Origin of the sequence: uncultured Thiohalocapsa sp., assembly GCF_913063425.1 — a bacterium.
Lineage (GTDB): Bacteria > Pseudomonadota > Gammaproteobacteria > Chromatiales > Chromatiaceae > Thiohalocapsa.
In genome coordinates this window covers 23,989-43,208 of sequence record NZ_CAJXYK010000023.1, presented here as the reverse complement: position 1 = coordinate 43,208, position 19,220 = coordinate 23,989, and the positions used below count along the sequence as shown (strand labels likewise).

The 19,220-nt window shown below is 61.7% G+C and carries 17 protein-coding genes and 1 pseudogene; 16 read left to right on the top strand and 2 right to left on the bottom strand.

All coding sequences use genetic code 11. The annotated features are described in order from the left end of the window. Positions 1–156: 156 nt before the first annotated feature. Together QZ607_RS13795 and QZ607_RS13790 are read right to left on the bottom strand one after the other, a co-directional pair. A complete protein-coding gene (locus QZ607_RS13795) occupies positions 157–1,059 on the bottom strand; it encodes a polysaccharide biosynthesis C-terminal domain-containing protein (RefSeq protein WP_295883620.1) in 903 nt (300 codons plus the stop codon). Between the two features lie 176 nt (positions 1,060–1,235). Beyond that, positions 1,236–1,619 (bottom strand): annotated as a pseudogene (locus QZ607_RS13790) (oligosaccharide flippase family protein); the annotation flags it as partial. Between the two features lie 548 nt (positions 1,620–2,167). On the opposite strand from QZ607_RS13790, the gene QZ607_RS13785 reads away from it, so the two are divergent. The 16 genes from QZ607_RS13785 (at position 2,168) to QZ607_RS13710 (ending at position 18,901) form a co-directional block, all read left to right on the top strand. Next, positions 2,168–2,701, top strand: coding sequence for an NUDIX hydrolase (locus QZ607_RS13785; protein ID WP_295883618.1), 534 nt, complete (start codon positions 2,168–2,170; stop codon positions 2,699–2,701). A gap of 8 nt (positions 2,702–2,709) precedes the next feature. Beyond that, positions 2,710–3,336, top strand: coding sequence for a phosphoadenosine phosphosulfate reductase family protein (locus QZ607_RS13780; protein ID WP_295883616.1), 627 nt, complete (start codon positions 2,710–2,712; stop codon positions 3,334–3,336). Between the two features lie 111 nt (positions 3,337–3,447). Further along, positions 3,448–4,701 carry an NAD-dependent epimerase/dehydratase family protein gene (locus QZ607_RS13775; protein ID WP_295883614.1) on the top strand — a complete coding sequence of 418 codons (1,254 nt, stop codon included), beginning with the start codon at positions 3,448–3,450 and terminating at the stop codon, positions 4,699–4,701. A 359-nt stretch (positions 4,702–5,060) separates the two neighbouring features. Continuing rightward, positions 5,061–5,306 carry a coiled-coil domain-containing protein gene (locus tag QZ607_RS13770; protein ID WP_295883612.1) on the top strand — a complete coding sequence of 82 codons (246 nt, stop codon included), beginning with the start codon at positions 5,061–5,063 and terminating at the stop codon, positions 5,304–5,306. A gap of 451 nt (positions 5,307–5,757) precedes the next feature. Continuing rightward, a complete protein-coding gene (locus QZ607_RS13765) occupies positions 5,758–6,777 on the top strand; it encodes an NAD-dependent epimerase/dehydratase family protein (RefSeq protein ID WP_295883610.1) in 1,020 nt (339 codons plus the stop codon). 389 nt (positions 6,778–7,166) lie between these two features. Next, positions 7,167–8,417 (top strand): hypothetical protein, encoded by a 1,251-nt coding sequence (locus QZ607_RS13760; protein WP_295883609.1) that lies wholly within the window; start codon positions 7,167–7,169, stop codon positions 8,415–8,417. Between the two features lie 10 nt (positions 8,418–8,427). Then, the gene (locus QZ607_RS13755; protein WP_295883606.1) at positions 8,428–9,324 is read left to right on the top strand and encodes a sulfotransferase; all 897 of its coding nucleotides are present in this window, start codon (positions 8,428–8,430) and stop codon (positions 9,322–9,324) included. A 139-nt stretch (positions 9,325–9,463) separates the two neighbouring features. Beyond that, entirely contained in the window at positions 9,464–10,885 is a 1,422-nt protein-coding gene (locus QZ607_RS13750; protein WP_295883604.1) for a hypothetical protein, read from the top strand. Between the two features lie 283 nt (positions 10,886–11,168). After that, complete coding sequence (locus tag QZ607_RS13745) at positions 11,169–12,281, top strand: glycosyltransferase family 4 protein (protein ID WP_295883601.1); 1,113 nt, start codon at positions 11,169–11,171, stop codon at positions 12,279–12,281. A gap of 73 nt (positions 12,282–12,354) precedes the next feature. Next, positions 12,355–13,473, top strand: coding sequence for a glycosyltransferase family 4 protein (locus QZ607_RS13740; RefSeq protein ID WP_295883599.1), 1,119 nt, complete (start codon positions 12,355–12,357; stop codon positions 13,471–13,473). Between the two features lie 20 nt (positions 13,474–13,493). Further along, positions 13,494–14,363, top strand: coding sequence for an FkbM family methyltransferase (locus tag QZ607_RS13735; protein WP_295883597.1), 870 nt, complete (start codon positions 13,494–13,496; stop codon positions 14,361–14,363). Positions 14,364–14,401: 38 nt separating this feature from the next. Next, on the top strand, positions 14,402–15,598 hold the full coding sequence (locus QZ607_RS13730; RefSeq protein ID WP_295883596.1) for a glycosyltransferase: 1,197 nt from the start codon (positions 14,402–14,404) through the stop codon (positions 15,596–15,598). Positions 15,599–16,324: 726 nt separating this feature from the next. Continuing rightward, positions 16,325–16,708: a transposase gene (locus tag QZ607_RS13725; protein ID WP_295883594.1), complete on the top strand. Its 384-nt coding sequence runs from the start codon at positions 16,325–16,327 to the stop codon at positions 16,706–16,708. Continuing rightward, on the top strand, positions 16,705–17,127 hold the full coding sequence (locus tag QZ607_RS13720; RefSeq protein ID WP_295883592.1) for a hypothetical protein: 423 nt from the start codon (positions 16,705–16,707) through the stop codon (positions 17,125–17,127). The genes QZ607_RS13725 and QZ607_RS13720 overlap by 4 nt, the downstream gene beginning before the upstream one ends. Beyond that, positions 17,128–17,769 carry a transposase gene (locus QZ607_RS13715; RefSeq protein ID WP_367268195.1) on the top strand — a complete coding sequence of 214 codons (642 nt, stop codon included), beginning with the start codon at positions 17,128–17,130 and terminating at the stop codon, positions 17,767–17,769. A 529-nt stretch (positions 17,770–18,298) separates the two neighbouring features. Further along, positions 18,299–18,901, top strand: a complete 603-nt coding sequence (locus QZ607_RS13710) for a transposase (protein WP_367268194.1) — start codon at positions 18,299–18,301, stop codon at positions 18,899–18,901. Positions 18,902–19,220: the final 319 nt, after the last annotated feature.

Below are 19,220 nucleotides of genomic sequence, written 5' to 3'. Positions count from 1 at the left end.
TTTGCGGATGCAGCAAGGCCTGCGCATTGCCCATGACACTGTGACCGTCCGCGGTGCTTGCAGAAACCTGTCAACGTGCGCAGGGTAAGGCTTGGCGACAGACTTCGATTTGCGCTGGCGGCGTCCGCGTGACTGGGGCGGGCGATTGGTCAGGACCTATGCGGTGCGGATTGGAAAGGCCATGGTCTCGATCTGAATGCGCTGCCACACGGCGCGCCGCAGCAGCAGATTCCAGATGATGAAGGTGCAGGCGGTGGCGGCGGCAGCGCCCACCAGGCTAAACGGCGGGATGAGCACAAAGTTCAGGACGAGGTTGGCCAGGGCGGCGATGGCAACGCCCCGCAGGGTGTCGCGCTCGTGGCCGGTCATATTGAGCAGGACGCCGACCGAGCCCATACCGGCCTTGACCAGCTGGCCCAGCGACAGCAGCATCAGCGCCGTCTGGCCGCGCGTGTACCCCGGCCCAAAGGCCAAGCCAAGGATCGCTTCCCCGAAGAAGACGAAGACGAGCACCAGGGGCAGGGCCAGCGCAAGTATGGCGCGTGCGCTCTGCGTGACCAGGCGCTGCAGTCGGCGATGATCACCCTCGACGTGGAGCCGGGCGACGTAAGGCATGATCACCACATTGACGGCCTGCAGTCCGAAGGGGATCAGCATCGCCGCCTGCACGGCGACCTTGTAGACGCCGACGTCGTCGGACGGGCGGAACAGGCCAAGGACCAGGATGTCCGCTTGCGCATTGATCACCTGCAGGCCGGCAGTGAGCGCCAGCGGGATAATCGAGCCCAGCCAGGCCCGCGTTTCATATGCTGGCTGCGGCAGCTGAGTCCGCGGGCGGGAGCGCATCAAGTAAAGCACCCCGGCGCCCGCCGCGAAGGTCAGGATATGCAGGGCGGTCACCACCGGCGTCAGCGGTTGGATGGGATAGAGGGCCAGCGCGAAGAAGACCAGCGCATACTCCAACCGCGGGCGCCGGGCGAGCGGGCGCGGCCGCAGCAGCCCCAGCATCGCGGCGCCGACCGCGAAGGCCAGTGCGGCGGCCAGGGCGTGCAGGGCCATCGCCATCGCCGGCGTGAACGGCTGGGTCGGGAACAGCGCCAACGCCGCAAAGACCAGCAGCACGAGCAGCCCGGGCGCAGGATCTGCTCCGGCAGCGGCGCGGCAACGACGTGGCGCAGGCCGCGCAGCGCGGCACTGCGCAGGTTGCCGAGGGCGATGAGGGGGATCAGCGCGAAGCCGGCGATGAGCGTGTGAATGATCGGCTGGCTGATGTGCTCGTAAAAGGTCCAAACCACCGCGAGGCCGAGCAGAGCGATGCCGCCCGAGGACGCCCAGACCAGGAGGTTGCTCCACCGCCAGAGCCCGCGCATCCGGCCCCAGTGCTCGCCGACCTGGGCGCGCGCCGTCTCACGAGTGACCAATGGCGGCAGGCCGAGCTGGGTCGGCACGGCGAGGATGGTGACGATGGCGAGCACCAGTGCGTACACTCCGTAGCCGTCAGGGCCGAGCACGCGCGCCAGCTGCACCGCCACCGCGAACTGCAGGCCGACGCTGCCCAACTTGATCGCCAAGCTGCCGGCGCCGCCGCGAAGCAGCCGGGCGCGGAGGCTGACTGTCATGATGGTGTCTTGCTCGGCTGCGAGCGGGATAACATTCGCGTTGAGGCGTCTGCGCTGGTGAAAGCAGCCGGGTGGCGGGGGGGCACGGGTAGAGGTCTCGCTTGATCGACGCCCCGGCCGTCGCCTGGAACGGCTGGGCTTAGCGCGTTAACATTATAAACGCCGTTAGTGGCGGACTGCGAGGGAAAGGAGCACCTTCAACTCGATCCACTAGCGGCCCCCGGTTGTCAACGCTGGGGTTTGACTGGTTGCGAAGCGCCAGCTTCGCGACCCCAACGCTGAAGCGCTGCTTCGTGAACCTGAAAGAATGCCGCCACGACAAACGCGGTCAGACACCCCAACACGCCGCCCGCCCGTGCCACATCCCCATAACGCCGCAGGACCCGGTAAACTTGGGACCCTTGAAATCGCTGTGCCCCCGCGATTAAAAACTCGAGTAGACTACGGCGCTTCGGAGAACGCCGACTGTGCGCTACAGGCGCGCATGCAGCGGAAATCCCAAGCCCCTGAGGCTCTACCCCTCGCCTCCAAAACCAGCCCGCGCCGCCATGACTGACTGGAAACGCCTGTCGGAATGCGTCCGTGTCACCTCGCAATGGGTCACGCTCATCGGCGAGCGCTGGCTCTGCGACAAGGGCAAAGAACTCGAATACTGGCGTGTCGAGAAGGCCGACTCGGTGATCGTCCTGCCGCTGCAGGCCGGACACATCTTCTGCGTCGCACCGACCTTTCGGCCCGGCATCGGCCGTGCCACGCTCGACCTCCCCGGCGGGCGGCTGCCGGCCGACAAGGCCCCGCACGAGGTCGTCCCTTTCCTGCTGCAGCGGGAGCTCGGCATCGCCCCCGAGGCCATCCGCCGCACCGAGCCGCTGAACGACGCCAAATGGATCGTCAACAGCGCATTCTCCAACCAAGGCCTCTGGGCCTTTGTCGCCGAGATCGACCCGGCCTTCGCGATACCCCAAGCCATGGTCGGCGCCAAAGCAGCGGCCGATGTCGCCGGCATCGCCGCCTTGCTCGCGCAGCTCGACTGCCTGCAATGCCGCGCCGTGCTGCACGAGTGGCAGCAGCGCGCGCTCTAGGCCAGCCGATGGTCGATCATCAGTCACTCACGCCCGTCGAGCGTATCCGCAACGCCTACGCGCGCTTCGGCGGCCAGGTGATCCTGACCACGTCCGGCGGCGAAACCTCCGCCGCCATGCCGCATCTGGTCGCCGCCGCCCTCGGCAGCCGGGACTTCCCGCTGGTGTTTGTCGATCATGGCTTCTACACCTCCGCCACCTATCGGATGATCGACTACTTTCGCGACGCCGGCTACCGCCTCAAGGTCTACCGCAGCGAGCTGACCCCGGGCGAGATCGAGCGCGACTACTCCGGCTGGTGCGACCCGCGCAGCCCGCTCTTCTCCGCCGTGGTGCGCAAAATCAAGCACGCTCCCTTGAACCGCGCCTTCGCGGAGCTGCAACCTAAGGCCTGGATTCGCGGTATCATGCGCCACGAGACTCCGGAACGGCAGGCGGCCCAGCTGGTGCAGTACAAAAACGGCATTTACCAGGTGCACCCCATCCTGGACTGGTCCCGCGACACCATGCTGGGCTATCTTAGCGTGCACGCCTTGCCGATCAACGAGGATCACTGGGATCCCACCAAGGGTCGCGATCAGCGCGGCGAATGCCTCATCGGCGACAATTGCGGCGTCAAGGCCGCAGACCAATGACCAGCAGGGCGACAGCAACCCCCAACCTCCACCCAGTTCTGCAGTGCCGCGCGGCCCGGCAACACTGCGCGCCGCATGCCCAGCCCAAAGGCCACAACGCGTAAAGGTCCCATGTCTGATTCCAAAAAGATCATTGTCCTCGGTGGCGACGGCTTCTGCGGCTGGCCCACCTCGTTGCACCTCTCTGCGCTCGGGCACGACGTCGTCATCGTCGACAACCTGTCCCGCCGCAACATCGACAACGAGCTGGAGGCAGAAAGCCTCACGCCGATCAAGCCCATGGGTGTGCGCACCCAGGCCTGGAAGGAGCTTACCGGCCGCAACATCGAGTTCTACAACTTCGACGTCAGCCGCAACTACGTCCGCCTGCTGGATCTGTTGATGGACTATCAGCCGGACGCCGTCATCCACTTCGCCGAGCAGCGCGCCGCGCCGTACTCGATGAAGAGCTCATTCCACAAGCGCTACACCGTCGACAACAACCTCAACGCCACGCACAACCTGCTCGCCGCCATCGTCGAGGCCGGGCTCGATACCCACGTGGTGCACCTCGGCACCATGGGCGTTTACGGGTACGGCACCGCCGGCATGAAGATCCCGGAGGGCTACCTCAAGGTTCACCTCAAGACCGACGACGGCGAGATGGTCGAAAAAGAGGTGCTCTATCCGGTCAACCCGGGCAGCGTCTACCACATGACCAAGACGCAGGATCAGCTCTTTTTCGCGTACTACAACAAGAACGATAAGGTGCGCGTAACCGACCTGCACCAGGGCATCGTCTGGGGCACCCAGACCGCCGAGACCAAGCAGGACGAGCGCCTGATCAACCGCTTCGACTACGACGGCGACTACGGCACCGTGCTCAACCGCTTCCTGATGCAAGCCGCCGTGGATTTTCCGCTCACCGTGCACGGCACCGGCGGTCAGACCCGCGCTTTCATCCACATCCAGGACATGGTCCGCTGTATCCAGATTGCCGTGGAGCACCCACCCGAAAAGGGCGACAAGGTGCAGATCTTCAACCAGATGACCGAGACGCACCGCGTGCGCGACCTCGCCAAACTGGTTGCCGACATGACCGGCGCCGACATCAGCTTCGTCTCCAACCCGCGCCAAGAGGACGACGAGAACGACCTCTTTGTCGCCAACGACAAATTCCTGAGTCACGGCCTCAAGCCCATTACCCTTGAGGGCGGCCTAATGGAAGAGGTGACCGACATCGCCCGCAAATACGCCGGGCGCTGCGACCGCACCAAGATCCCCTGTGAGTCCTACTGGAACACGAACCGTCGCGAGAGTGCCCACGCTGCCGATGCCGCCGAGCAGCACGACCCGGTGCAGATCCGTGAGGCGAAGCATAAGTAACGCCAACGTTTCGCCCCGTCTGCCGCCGACGAGGGGGCCAGCGTAAGAGGCAGAGCCAGAAGGCGCATCGCCGCGGGCGGAAGGGGTTGGCGAGAAGGCGGACTTTTCGGGGTCATGAGCCCTCGCAGAAACTTGTTTTGGGGCTAGCGTCGCGGCATCATGTGGGTTGAGGGCGCCCGTTTAGCAAACTGCCTCGATCACAACTCCGACCACTCGGGCAGGCGCAGGGCGTAGGGTGGACAAGCGAAGCGTAGTCCACCAGCTTACCGACGGTCTAGCGTCGCGGCATCTTGTGTGCTGAGGGCGGCCGTTTAGCAAACATTTAGCAAACGGGGGAGAACTATAAGATCGCCTCCAATATGGCCAGTGTCACGTTCCATACTCACAAGGTCGTCCGCCGACTCCGCGAAGCCGGTTTCCAAGAGAATCAGGCGGAGGCTCTCATTGAGGCCCTTCGCTTCGCTCTTGAATATTCGGAGCTCGTTACCCGCAAGGATTTGCAGATCGAGCTCGCGCCGATCAAAAGCGACCTGACGGTAGTCAAGTGGATGCTGGGCCTCCTGCTTGGAGGCGTTGCCGCCCTAGTGCTGAAGAGCTTTTTTTGACATGACCAACCGCCGGAAGTATGGCAACGGCATCCCCGCCACGAGTTCCAGACCGTCAAGCAGCACCAGTCGCGGCAAGAATGCCGCCACCACACAGGCAGCCGCCGGTTGCGGCGTGGCACCGGCCAGTGCGATTCGCATCAACGCTGCGCATTCTAGCCGGAGTAGGGCGCTTGACAGCACTTCACCCTCGAACGAAAAGTTCTGTAAAGTCCGGGGGGTTTATACGCCGGCGGACCTGCGTCCCAAGGGGCAATGCCGCGAGCGATCTGGAGCACGGGACACCGCAAATGCCAAGCCGTATACTCTCCCGTGTCAGGCTGACCAGCACAGCTCCTGCCGGGATGCATGCACGTAACCGCGCAACGGACACGCTGCCCGGTAGTTGCTGGGGCGACTGGTGACAGTGACAAAAGGAGGCGAAGTCATCCAGAGAGACTAACACCCACATTTGAAGAAGACGACCGACGCGACAGCGCGCCGAATCCCACGTGGCCCCATCATGATGACCGATACGCCCTCTGCAAAACACATCCTCGTCACCGGCGGCTGCGGCTTCATCGGTGCCAACCTGGTGCCGATGCTGGAGTCCTCCGGCTACGCCGTTCGCGTGCTCGACAATCTCTCCAAGGGCAGCACCGATTACCTTGAGGGCTCCACCGCAGACATCCGCATTGGCGATATCCGCGACCGAGCTGCCGTTGCCGCAGCCCTCGAGGGCATTGACGCCGTGATCCACCTCGCCGCATACGGCTCCGTGGTCGAATCCGTTGCGGACCCGGAAGACAACTTCGACGTCAACGCCCGCGGCACCTTCGTGATGCTGGACGAAACCCGCAAGGCAGGGATCTCGCAGTTCATCTTCGCATCCACCGGCGGCGCCCTGATCGGCAACGCCGAGCCACCGGTCGACGAAACATCCCTGCCCCGCCCCATCTCGCCCTACGGGTCGAGTAAGCTCTGCGGCGAGGCCTACTGCAGCTCCTTCGCCGCTGCTTACGGTATGAGCATCACCGCCCTACGATTCGCGAACGTCATCGGCCTCTGGAGCTGGCACAAAAAGGGCGCCGTCACTACTTTCGCAAAGGCCATCCTTGAAGACCGCCCGATCATCATCTACGGCGATGGCTCGGCCACCCGGGACTTCCTCATGGCGGACGACCTCTGCGACGGAATCCGACGCGGTCTGACAGCGAACCTACCCGGCTTCAACGTCTTCCACTTGGCGTCCGGGCGCGAGGTCTCCGTCGCCGAGCTGGCCCGTATTATGTGCGAAACGGCCGGCAAACCGGACCACCTGATAGAGCGCAAAGACAAGCGCGCCGGCGAGGTGGAGCGGAACTTCGCGTCCTTCGAATCCGCGCGCACGTCGTTGGGGTTCTCGCCTGCTTATCGGCTTGAAGAGGCCTTGGCAGAAACATGGCGGTGGATGGCGAACGAGGGTGCCGCCGACCCATCCGGCAAAGCCTAACCAGCCTTCGTCTCACCACCGTCAACCCAACGCGCAACCGACGCGACCTCGCTCGCAAATTGTTGTTCTCTCGCCAGCCGGACAGGGGTTTCCTTGGACCCCAGCCAAAACAGGCACAAGCTGTGTCCTAGCCGAGTGAACCCGAAACCACAACCACCGAGCCGATTCAGAAAGCCGTAACGTATGCCTGTGAATCCCTGCGGGAAGACTGCCGGCTCGCTCCGAAGCGAAATCCTGCTATGTCTTGCCAGATAAGCGCGTTAAAGAGCCGGCTGGCGAGGGGCCTCGGGGCGCAGGGTTTCGGCCAGTTGGTCCAGATAGTTGTGCGCTTGGGCGAAGTGCCGCTCTTGCTCGGGGCCTGGGGACCGCAGGGTTATGGTGAGTGGCTCATGGTCTCGACAATCCCAGCCTACCTGCTCCTGGCTGATGGCGGATTTGCAGGCGCCGCACGCCGCAAGATGAGCATGTTGGCGGGCGCGGAAGACAAGACCGGTGTAAGGCGTGTCTTCCAGAGCGCCTGGATGCTTCTCCTGTTCGTCTCTCTCGCCCTTATTGCCCTCGTGCCGGCCGCTGTCTACAGTGTAAACTTGAGTGAACTTCTCTCATTCAAGGAGATTGGGAACGATTCATTTCGTATCGTAGCGGTCTTTCTGCTGCTGTACGTCCTGGTGGGCTTCCAGATCGGGTTGCTCACGGCGAACTTCTGGATCGTTTCTCGCTATCCGACCGCCCTCTTTCTAACGGGACTGACCGCCCTTATCGAGTTCCTACTCCTGCTGTTCATCGTGCTGAACGGGGGCGGCTATGTCGCGGCTGCCGCGGCAATGCTCATCGGAAGGTGTTTCGGTTTCCTGTGCTTACTCACTGTCCTGCTCCTGCATGGTATCAGGCCGCGGTACGGCATCCGATACGCAGAAATCGCCGAAATCCGCCGGTTGTTCAAGCCATCTGTCTCCAGCATGGCGTTCCCCCTGGGAAATGCCCTGAACGTCCAGGGCACCCGAATAGTGGTGGGCCTGGTGCTTGGTCCGCCGATCCTTGCGCTTGTGGCTGCGGTTACCACCCTTTCGCGCCTAATCTCTAAGGTGCGGGTAGCTGTAAACCAAGTCCTCTTGCCCGAACTGAGCCGCATCTACGGCAGTACAGACGCGGCCCTCTTTCGGCGTCTGTTGTTGCGGGCCAGCCAGGTCGTACTCTGGATGTCGTTGTTCGCGGCCCTGCTCATACTCTTCGCCGGTGAAGCAATTTTTCACGTTTGGACCAACGCGCAGTTAGATCTAGATGCTCCGTTGTTCTATTTGCTGCTCATTGCTTCGGTCATCAACGCCACCTGGTTTACCTCTTTGGCGCCTCTGATCGCGACGAACCAGCACATGACCGCGGCGGCATACTATGTAACGATCTACGGTTTCGGCTCGCTCGGCTTGACGTACATTCTCGCGACCACCATCGGAATTTCCGGTGTGGGTTGGTCGGCCGTTCTCACGGAACTGATCGCGGGGTCGGTCATCTTGACCCTATCCCTACGTTTTTCTGGCCTGAATCTCGTCACTTGGGCACGGTCGGTCGGCCAACCGCCCTTTTTCTTGGTCTCCGAGGTGCGACGCTTTCTTCACGTTCGTCCGGCCGGTGTCAGGTAGACCGTAAGGAATGAGCAGAAAACCAGACTTCTTCATCGTCGGGGGGCCAAAGTGTGGCACCACCGCCCTCGCGAGGTACTTATCGGAACATTGGGACATCAGGTTCTCGAGCGACAAAGAACCGAATTACTTCTGCAAGGATATCGCCCCCGTTCGTTCGTCAAGAATAGACTCGGATCAGGCATATCTGAATCGGTTTTTTCCTGGAATCGAAGATGCAAGGGAAAAGGCCATCGGTGAGGCGTCCGTCTGGAATCTCTATTCGACCCATGCGGCGAAGAGAATTCTCCGCTTCAACCCGGATGCACGCTTTATCGTCATGATTCGCAATCCCGCGGATATGGCCTTCTCGCTCTATTCCATGTTGAGCTTTCAAGGACAAGAGGACCAGCCGACCTTCAGAAACGCTTGGGAACTGCAGGACATCCGGAGGCGGAGCGGCATCAATCCGCCCGGTAACTGGTCCGACATCAGTGTGTTGTTGTACAAGGACGTGTGCAGTCTCGGCAGTCAACTTGAACGGCTCTACGACACGGTTCCACCGGACCGGGTTCTGGTCCTGTCGCAGGACGACATGAGGGAGAACACAAAGCGAGTTTATCAGCGAGCCCTTGGTTTTCTAGGGGTGTCGGACGATCTGCGAGCGACCTTCCCGAGAACTAATGAAGGACGAAAGCTCAAGAACTCCTTCATCGTGAAAATCGCGCGTACACGGACTGCGATAGCGGCCGCGAAATCCCTGAAGCAGACCCTTGGTATTAAGACACTAAGCTTCGGACGACCTGACCTGGTGATGTCGAGTGAGACACGAGCATTTCTGAGCCGAGAGTTCGCGCATGAGATATCCAAGTTGGAGAACCTTCTCGGCTGGAACTTGAGCGCGTGGAAACCGACAGCGCCAAGTTGATCGACTGCGCGCTCAACTTGCCATGCTGCAAGGCTTGCGCGGTGTGCAGAGAGATCGGCGCTCGAATGGAGCGGGGCGTACACGGAAGGCTTTCGCATCTTCGAAAGGGTAGTAAATGAGAACGGGTAGTAAATGACGCATGTCCACGGTCTTCGGCACTTTTCCGATCACACAGGAACTCGCGCGCCGCGACGTCAGGCGTCGGCGCCTGGTCGCGCTGGTGTTCGTGATCTACGGCTTGCTGATTTTCGAGGGCGCAATCCGCAAGTGGGTGCTGCCGGAGGCGGGGCAGGCGCTGTTTTTCATCCGCGTCCCGTTTACGCTGCTTTTGTATTGGCTTGCGTTCTACTACCGGCGCTGGCCGCGCACGGTACCGCCGCTTTTTTTTGTTTACATCGTCATGGCTGCTTCGATCTTCCTGCTACCCGTTCAGTTTTTTGTGGGGGAGTACAGCGAGCGCCACATCATGCTCGCCGCGTACGGCTGGATCATGTACTTCTTTTACATCCCGCTCGCCTTCCTCATAGGTGAACAGTTTCGGCGCGAGGACCTGGATCAGATAATACGCTTTACACTTTGGCTGGCAGTAGCCGCTGCGCCGCTGGTCCTCCTTCAGTTCTTCGCACCGAAAGACAGTGTCTTAAACCTGGGCTCAGGCCTGTCCGAGGATACGCAGTTCAAGAACCTCGGCGCCGCTTTAGGATACGTGCGACCAACCGGTTTCTTTACTGCCACGAAGGGACAGGTGCTGTTCGTCGCGAGCGCCGCAGCCTTCGTCGTCGTTTCCTTGATACAGTCTTGGCGGTTGCGGGCTACCGGCCCGCGGCTAGTCTGGACCAGTGCCATCGCTGTTTTCGCGATGCTTGCTGTTAGCGGCAGCCGGGGGATGTTTGCGAGCGTCGCGGTCATTCTGGGCGCAACCGCCTTCGCCGGACTCCTGACTGGGCAGCGCAGCATCGCCTTCAAGGCCGGTGTTATTCCTTTTCTGCTCGTGGTTGCCGCGGCGATTCTTTGGCCGATTTTTTTGCCGGAGGGGTTCGAGGTCTTCATGGCTCGGTGGCAAGGAGCCTGGGAAAGCGAAACCCACGTATTCGAGTACGGGTTTTTTGGCAGGGTGCTCTGGGGGTTTTACGCGTTTGTGTTCCATCTATCCGACACGCCGATACAGGGTTACCTCCTCGGCATTGGCGGCAACGCTGCACAGCAGCTTTCCTGGGTTCAGTTACCACCTGCGTTCTACGCTTGGCAAGGATACGGTGGGTGGTCTGAGGACTCTTGGAGCCGGCACATCATCGACTTAGGCATTTTGATGGGCATTGTGACAATCCTCGGCCGTATCGCGCTTTCCGCCTGGCTCGCGCTCACGACCCTGCGCGCCACGCTCCAAACGGGAGACGTGCTGCCCTTCGCCCTGTGCGGATTCATTTTCCTTCAGATTCTCTATGGGCAGATCCAGGGCCAGGGGACACTCAACGGATATGTCTGGATCTTTCTCGGATTCTGCCTCGCGGCCGCCAAAACCGCTACCGGTCGCACAGGCCCGGGCGCGCCCAGCGGTTGATTGCTGGCGCAGCAATTCAATAGCATGACCCATCATCCCCCCCCGGCGCAAACTGCACACGCGCGCGGCAGGAATGCCATGCCCTGAGCGAGCCTATTTTATGATTCTTGCGGTGAACACGTCCTCCAATGCGATGAACCACATAGCCGCCGGTTTGGCCAGAGCGGGGCTGTTATCCAAGTATGTGCGTCCTTACGCGAACATGGACAGAGTCTGGGAGCGACGAGTTTCCCAGCTCCCCGTTCTGGGCCGAACGTATAAGCGTACGGTCGGAAGACGTACCATGCCCGAACCATTGACCCTCGTGAATATCCGCGAGTCGGGCCGGATCCCGGACTTCCTGATGGCAGCGCATCAGCGATTCCCCGCCAGGCTTGGCGCACACAAGTCAATACGCCAATCGCTGATGCATGCCCGCACGGCGTCCGTCGCACATGCCGCCGTGAAAGCATTTACCGGCGAGCGCGCGGTGGTCTCCAGCTGGGGCACAGCCGAGCCAGTGTTCCGCCTTGCCCAGGCGCGCGGCGCACTCTGTGTCCTCAGCTATCCGCTCGCACATCATCGATTCACACGCCGAGTGCTGGCGGAGGAGTCTGAGCTACATCCGGAGTTGGCCGACACGTTGACCGGCCACGACCGTCCTCCTTGGCTGCAAGAACGCTTCGATGCGGAAATCGATATGGCAGATTACATCCTTGTCGGTTCCACCTTCGTCCAAGAATCCTTTATTTCGGAGGGAATACCGAGCGAGAAGCTTGTCGTGATTCCCTATGGCGCCGATACAGGTCTATTCTCTCCCGCGGAACCGAGCACCAGGAAGACAAGCGACTTTCGACTTTTGTTCGTTGGCCAAATCGGCCAGCGTAAGGGAATCTCGTATCTGTTCGAGGCGGTAGATAAGATCGCGGGCCCGGGCATATCGCTCACGCTTGTCGGTGAGATCCAGGGAGATGGAACGGCTTTCGAGCCCTACCGCCACTTGTTCCGCCACGTGCGGCAATTGCCCCGACCGGAACTCCGGGTGATTTATCAACAGTCGGATGTCTTTGTCTTTCCAACGATCGTTGAAGGGATGCCATTGGTCGTACTCGAAGCAATGGCAAGCGGACTCCCCGTCGTCACGACCCCGAACGGTCCCGGAGATATTGTGCGGGATGGCATAGACGGCTTTCTTGTTCCGCCGCGAGACGCGGACGCAATTGCGACCCGAGTGAATTGGCTCAGGCAGGATACCGAGATGAGGTATGAAATGGGTCGCAACGCCCGCAATCGAGCGCAATCCTTTACCTGGAACTCCTATGGTCAACGTGTCGTAGCGCATCTAAAGACCTGGCTCCGCGACCTTGAACAGGAAGATTGCAACAGCGCTGGGACCAGTCGTGGCCATGCCAGCTAGGAATAGGGGCTGTGGACCGAAACGAAGGAGTGATTCGGAGCATGGTAGATCGACTGTTACCAGGAAGCCTTTCGTGGTCTATTGGAACAATATTCCGTCTCCCTATATGGTTGAGCGATTCAATGCCGTCGAGGCTCGTGGCGCTTTCGAATTCGAAGCGTGGTTCAACGACCGCACAGAAACAGACCGAAGCTGGGAGGTCAAAGAATCCGACTGGCGGTTTCGGTACCGCTACTTGCCAAGGACAATGCTTCTTGGACGAATACAACACTGGCCATGGCTCTTGTTCGGCCGTAGGCCCGATGTCCTTTTCAGTCTACACGCCCAACCGGCATTCGTAGTCGGTTGGGCTATCGCAAAGCTCCGCGGTGCCAAAACCGGCTTTCGGGTACTTAAAACTTTTGATCGTTGGGTTCCCAGGCATCCAGGCAAAGAGTGGCTCAAGAGATTCCTGTTCCATCACGTGGATGCAGTGGAGACACCTGGTCCGGACGGTAGGCAGTATGCGATGTCTTATGGCACGCCGCCGGAGCGTGTGTTTTTCGCAACCCATACCGTCTGTCGCCCATTTTTCGAGTCCGGTGATTTCCGCCTCCAAGCGAAACGTGAGCAGGTCAGATCCGCGCTTGGTCTCTTCGGGCCGACATTCATTTACGTCGGACGGCTCTGGTGGGGTAAAGGTGTTCGGGTTCTGCTGGAGGCCTTCGAGCGCGTGCAGCGGGAAGCGACGCATGAGGTGAGTCTCCTCTTGGTTGGCGATGGCGCCGAAGAAGGTTACCTCAAGCGCGTTTGCAAAGAACGCGGCATACGCAACGTCGTATTCGCTGGTTACAAGCAAAAGCGCGAACTACCGAGGTACTATGCCGTGTCCGACGTGTTTGTCTTTCCGACGCTAGGCGATCCTTACGGCTTAGTCGTAGACGAGGCCATGGCGTTTTCACTTCCTGTCATCAGCACCAGCGCAGCCGGTGAGATCCGAGTGCGCATTCAAGACGGTGTGAATGGCTACATCGTGCCGCCGGAGGACAGCGCGGCTTTGGCGACCCGGATGCTCGAACTTGGGGAGAATCTTGATCTGCGCCTGCGAATGGGCAAAGTTTCCTCAGAAAGAATACGCGATCACACCCCAGAACAATGGGCGGAGGATTTCGAGGAAATCGTGAACACCCTACTTGAGCGAGAAAGTCAATGAGATTGGGTGCCCCCTGGCACATGCTGCTCCACTACCTCAACCATCCGATGGGTCGTTTGGACCGTGCCGGAACGATGGCGCGAATCCTTCGCTGGCAGCTCGGAAGTCGGATGCTCAAGGCGCCGGCCATCATGCCCTATGTGGATGACCTGCGCCTGGTTGTCGAAACCGGCATGCACGGCGCAACCGGCAATGCCTATGTGGGCTTGATGGAGTTCAACGATATGGCCTTTGTGGCGCACCTTCTGCGTGAGGATGACGTTTTTCTGGATATCGGTGCCAACGTTGGGACCTACAGTCTGCTTGCCGCGAGCAGGGGAGCGCGGGTCATCGCAATGGAGCCGGTACCGGGAAGCTATGAGGCTCTGCTCGACAATGTGAACCTCAACCGCCTTCAAGCGCGGATAGACGCCAGGAATCTCGGCGTCGGCGGCAAGCGCGGCAAACTTGAGTTCTCCACATCCGGCGGGCCAACCAACCATGTGGTTCCCGCTGGAGCACCCGTTGAGGGCACGATCGCTGCTGCAGTCGACACGCTTGATCGGATAGCGGAGTACACGCCGCCCACGATGATCAAGATCGACGTCGAGGGATTCGAAGCCGCGGTCATAGAAGGCGCGACCGCAACCCTCTCCCAAGCCTCCCTCCTGGCGCTCTTGATCGAACTCAACGGCCTTGGTGCTCGCTACGGATACAATGATTCGGAGATCCACTTGAATCTTGTGTCACGGGGATTTCATCCCGTAAGTTACGATCCTTTCCAGCGACGCACAACGCGTCTTGACCACCACAATCCAAAGGTAAACACGCTTTACCTCCGGCGATCATCCGAAGTCGACATCAGACTGAAGGAAGCGCATCCCATTCTTTGGCGAAACGTTTCAATCTGAGTCCGGGACGCTGGAGCATTCTTGCGGCGACGTCTACGGTGAAGATCTTGCACGTCATTTCCACAATGGCGGATCGCTATGGGGGTCCTGTCACTGTTTTGCGCTCGCTTGCGCAAGAGCAGGTAAGGAGAGGACACGAGGTTACGATCTGCGCGACCAATCTGGACTACCCGAAGGGCATCCTAGATGTCGCGACGCACGAGGCAGTGTGTGAGAACGGAGTCGCTATCTGGCACCACAAACTGCATTTTCGGCCGCTACATTTGTCCGTAGCGTTAGGAAAATGGCTACTGACCTACGTCGCCGAGTACGATGTAATGCATGTGCATGGATTGTATCGCTTTCCCCCGACGTTCGCTGCCGCTGTTGCGCGGCAGAAGGGGGTGCCGTATTTGATCAAGCCGCATGGATCGCTTGATCCGTACATGTACAAGCAGAGCGGCTGCAGTGTACCGCTCAAGCGGCTTTATGAGCGCCTTTTCGACTTCCGAAACCTCAATCACGCCGGGGCGATACACTACACAACAGACGAGGAGGCGGCGCGGGCAGCATTTCTGGGGTTACGTGCTCCAAAGGTTGTGGTTCGCTCCGGTGTCGACTGGGAGGAGTATGTGTCGTTGCCGCGGCGAGGTCTCTTCCGTGACCAACTGGGCCTGCGGCCAGATCAACCGCTGATCCTGTTCCTCGGCCGACTCAACTTCAAGAAAGGGCTGGACTTGTTGATTCCGGCGTTTGGGCAAGTACTCCGCTCACTGCCCGATGCGTGCTTGGCGATCGTCGGGCCGGACAACGAGGGCTTTGGCGCCAAGGTGCGGCAATGGTGCATCGACAATGGCGTTGAGCAGCAAGTTGCCTTCGTCGACCACATCCCGCCGAAAAAGACACGCCAGGCGTACGCGGACGCGGACGTCTTTGCCCTGACTTCATACACAGAAAACACCGGGATGACGGTGGTCGAGGCCATGGCCTGCGGGTGTCCCGTGGTAATCTCGGATCAGGTGAACATTTGGCCGGTGGTCGACGAAGCGGGTGCTGGTGTCGTGATTCCTCTGGAACTCAATAAGATCAGTGACGCCTTGCTGCGCGTTCTAAGGGATCGGCAAGCCGCTGCCCGAATGGGCGCTGCTGGCCGCGCAGCGGCGAAGGAACAGTTTTCTTGGGAGAACATCGTCGACGAGCTCGATCGGGTCTACGAAGCGCTGGCGCGGGGCGAGCCTCCGGTGGATGCGGCGTAAGCGCAGCCGTTCTGAGCGCTGGGATGAAAATGAGCAGCGCCTCCATAGGATGATCGCTATTGCCTAGCGGCGTTTGAAGATCCTCGATTGAAGCGTCGCGATGAAGCAAGCCTGCCGTTGGTGACCGTGGATAAGGCTGGAAAGTCAGTTTACGGGGGTTCTCGGTTTCCCCGTCGTGACGCTTGGCCTGCTCAGGGCGCGATAAGAGAGCGCCCCAACGGTCGGGCTGGATGTCAGCCTCAAAGGAAAGATCGTTCACGATTGCCGTTGCCGTATTCGACCAGTGCATGCGGAGCATGTTTGTTGCCCCCGCGGCGTCCGAGTAGACGACCCCGAAGTCGCCCGGGTAGGTTGTGCCCGGTTTGGGCGTCCAACCATCCAGCGCGGCAAGAGGCACGGCGGCCCTTAACACGTAGTGGGCTCTGCCGCGCCGGATGGCGATCGTTGCGTCTTCGATAACTCTTACGCGGTCGATACGCGTGGTCTTGACCGAAGTGAACTCCACGGAGTCGGAGAGGCCTGGACGTCGGTAGTCGTAAAGGACGGCGACGGGGTTGCCGCGGTATATGCTGAAGAGGAGCCGGATGTCGCCTGGGGCGGGTCGGTTGTGTTCACTTTTTTCACGCTGGGTCTCTCGCCCCTCCCTACGTGTCAACCTCAAGGCCGACAGTCGCCTTCCGGATTCTTGTATAAAGAATCCCAGGGCCAGCCGAGGAGGCACCAAGCGTGAGCGAGTCCACCGAAGTCCTGACCGAGCCGAAGCTGGAGCGACGCACCCGGCGACGGTTCTCCGCTGCCGAGAAGCAACGCCTGCTGGCCGAGGCCGATGCCTTACCGCATGGCGAGCAAGGCGCCTGGCTGCGGCGCAACGGCCTGTATGCCGCACAGCTCAGCCAGTGGCGCAAGGCGCTCGCCGAGCAGGGCACGCAGGGCCTGGAGCCCAAGCGCGGCGGGCGCCAACCGGCCGACCCGCGGGATCGCGAGATCGAGCGCTTGCGTCGCGAGAACGCCCGCCTGGAGCGTCGCGCGCAGGTGGCCGAGGATCTGGTCGCGCTCCAAAAAAAACTCTCGGACCTGCTCGAACAGGTCCGCAGCGAGCCCGCGCCATGAGCGCGCTCGCCGAACGCCCGGCGCATGTGCCGCGCAGTCGCGCCTGCGCGGCGCTGGGGCTCTCGCGCACCGGCACCTATCCGCGCGCGCGTCGGCGCCGCAGCGAGCCTCAGACGGCGGCGGTGCAGCCGCGTGCGCTGAGTGAGCCGGAGCGCCAACAGATCCGCGATCTGGCCCACAGTGATGAGTACCGCGACGCGAGCCTGCCCGTCATCCACGCCACGGAGCTCAACGCCGGGTGGATCATCGCCTCCCTGTCCACGTTCTACCGCGTCCTGCGCGCCGACGGCGAGGCCCGCGAGCGCCGTGCGCAACGCGCGCCCGGCAAGCATGCGGTGCCGCACCTCCTCGCCGACCGACCGCATGCCTGCTGGAGCTGGGACATCTCCAAGCTGCCGACGCTCGAGCCACGCCGCTGACTGAACCTGTACCTGATCCTCGATCTGTACAGCCGCTACGTCATCGCCTGGATGATCAGCGCCAAGGAGAACGGCGCGCTGGCCCAGCACCTGTTCCAGCACGCCCTGACCCACTACGACATCCGCGGCGGCCAGCTCACGGTGCATCAGGACCGCGGGGCGCCGATGATCGCCGAGACCTACCGCGACCTGCTCGCCGCCTTCGGCGTCGAGCCCAGCTATTCGCGCCCGCGCGTGAGCAACGACAACGCTGTCAGCGAGTCGATGTTCAAGACGCTGAAGTACAGCCCCGGCTATCCGGGCCGCTTCGCCGACCTCGACGACGCCCGCAGGTGGATGACCGGATTCATCGAGCACTACCAACGACGCCCGCACGAGGGCATTGCCTTCTACACCCCGGCCGACGTCTTCCACGGCCGCATCGAGCCGATCTACGACCGCCGCCAGGGCGCACTCGACGCCCACTTCGCCGCCCACCCCGAGCGCTACCCCAACGGCGTGCCCAAGGCAAAGCGACCGCCCGCGGTCATGGCGATCAACCCCCAGGACGGCCTCGCAGCCCTCGGCGAGATCGGCGCCACAGCCCCACCTGAACCCATCAGCGCCACGCCCGTCAGCCTGCCGAGCGGTGAGCCGACTTGAACACGATGTACGCCAACGCGTTCCGGCGGTCCTGTGACTTGCGCCACCCCGGCCATCCTTGGGAGGGAGGGAGCGAGCACCCTCTTGCCACCTGGGTGCTGTTCCCAGCACAGACCTTGGCCCGGTGGCCATCCTCGGTCGGTCGGTCGCTTCGCACGCAGCCCATCGCCCGGAGCCGCGGGCCGTGTCAAGGCGCAGCGCCCGCAGCGCAGCGCGGGCGCTGCGCCTTGACACGGGTCGCGGCGGAGGGAGACTGGGCGGAGTGCGAAGTGGCCGAGCGACCGCGCTGCCGCGCGTCTCGCCCGTCATCGACTCCGCCCCCCACCAGCAGCGAGCACGCGCCATATCGAACTAGCAATCACACCGGCGAGTGTCGGAAACAGGTTGACATGTTCCGCACCGCACCCGCGGCTGGATCAACACGCCGCGCGATGACCAGTTCGACGAGAAGTGCCAGGATGTCTGCGAGACGTACCGGCTGGCGCCGGAACGCGCCGCCGCCGGCATCGAGACACGCAGCATTGACGAGATGACCGGCGTGCAGGCGCTCGAGCGCAGCGCGGCGAGCTTGCCCATGCGCCCCGGCCTGATCGAGCGGCGCGAGTTCGAGTACATCCGCCATGGCACCCTGACCCTGATCGCCGCCTTCGATGTCGTCACCGGCAAGGTCAGCTACCACCTCGGCCCGACCCGCACCGAGCAGGACTTCGCGCAGTGGTTGGCCGACATGCTGGCACAGCGCAGTGCCGACACACCGTGGCACCTGATCATGGACAACCTCAACATCCACTGCTCGGAAGCGGTGGTGCGCCTCGTCGCCGACGCCTGCGGGCTCGACATCGACCTCGGCATCAAGGGCAAGCGCGGCATCCTCAAATCCATGGCCACGCGCGAGCGCTTCCTGCGCGATCCCAGCCACCGCATCGTCTGCCACTTCACGCCCAAGCATGCGTCCTGGCTCAACCAGATCGAGATGTGGTTCTCCATCCTCGCGCGCAAAGTCATCCGCCGCGGGAATTTCCGCTCCCTCGACGACCTGCATCAGAAGCTCACCTCGTTCATCGATACCTTCAACGAGACGTTGGCCAAGCCGTTTCGCTGGACCTACACAGGCAAGCCGCTGGCGGCGTGAATTGTTACATGGCCTCGGCATTTTCACAGCGCGGCACTAGGCATCCTGCGGCCGAGTCGATGAGGACTGTGGCTTCTACGCACGTGGAGGCGACGGAGCTTCTGTGGTCAAGGGCCGGATAGGCGCGCGATCGGTTTACGATGTCTTTGATGTGAAAGCGCTCCGAGGGTTTTATACGGCATTTCATACGATCCGGTACATGCGGCCCGGGCAGATTGCGTGGTACGTGCTGCGGCGGGGGCTCGGGGTTGGGGGAGGCGCTATCCGGCGGGGGCCGCTTTGGGTGCGGGGCATCGCGAGCCGTACAGCGTTCATCGAG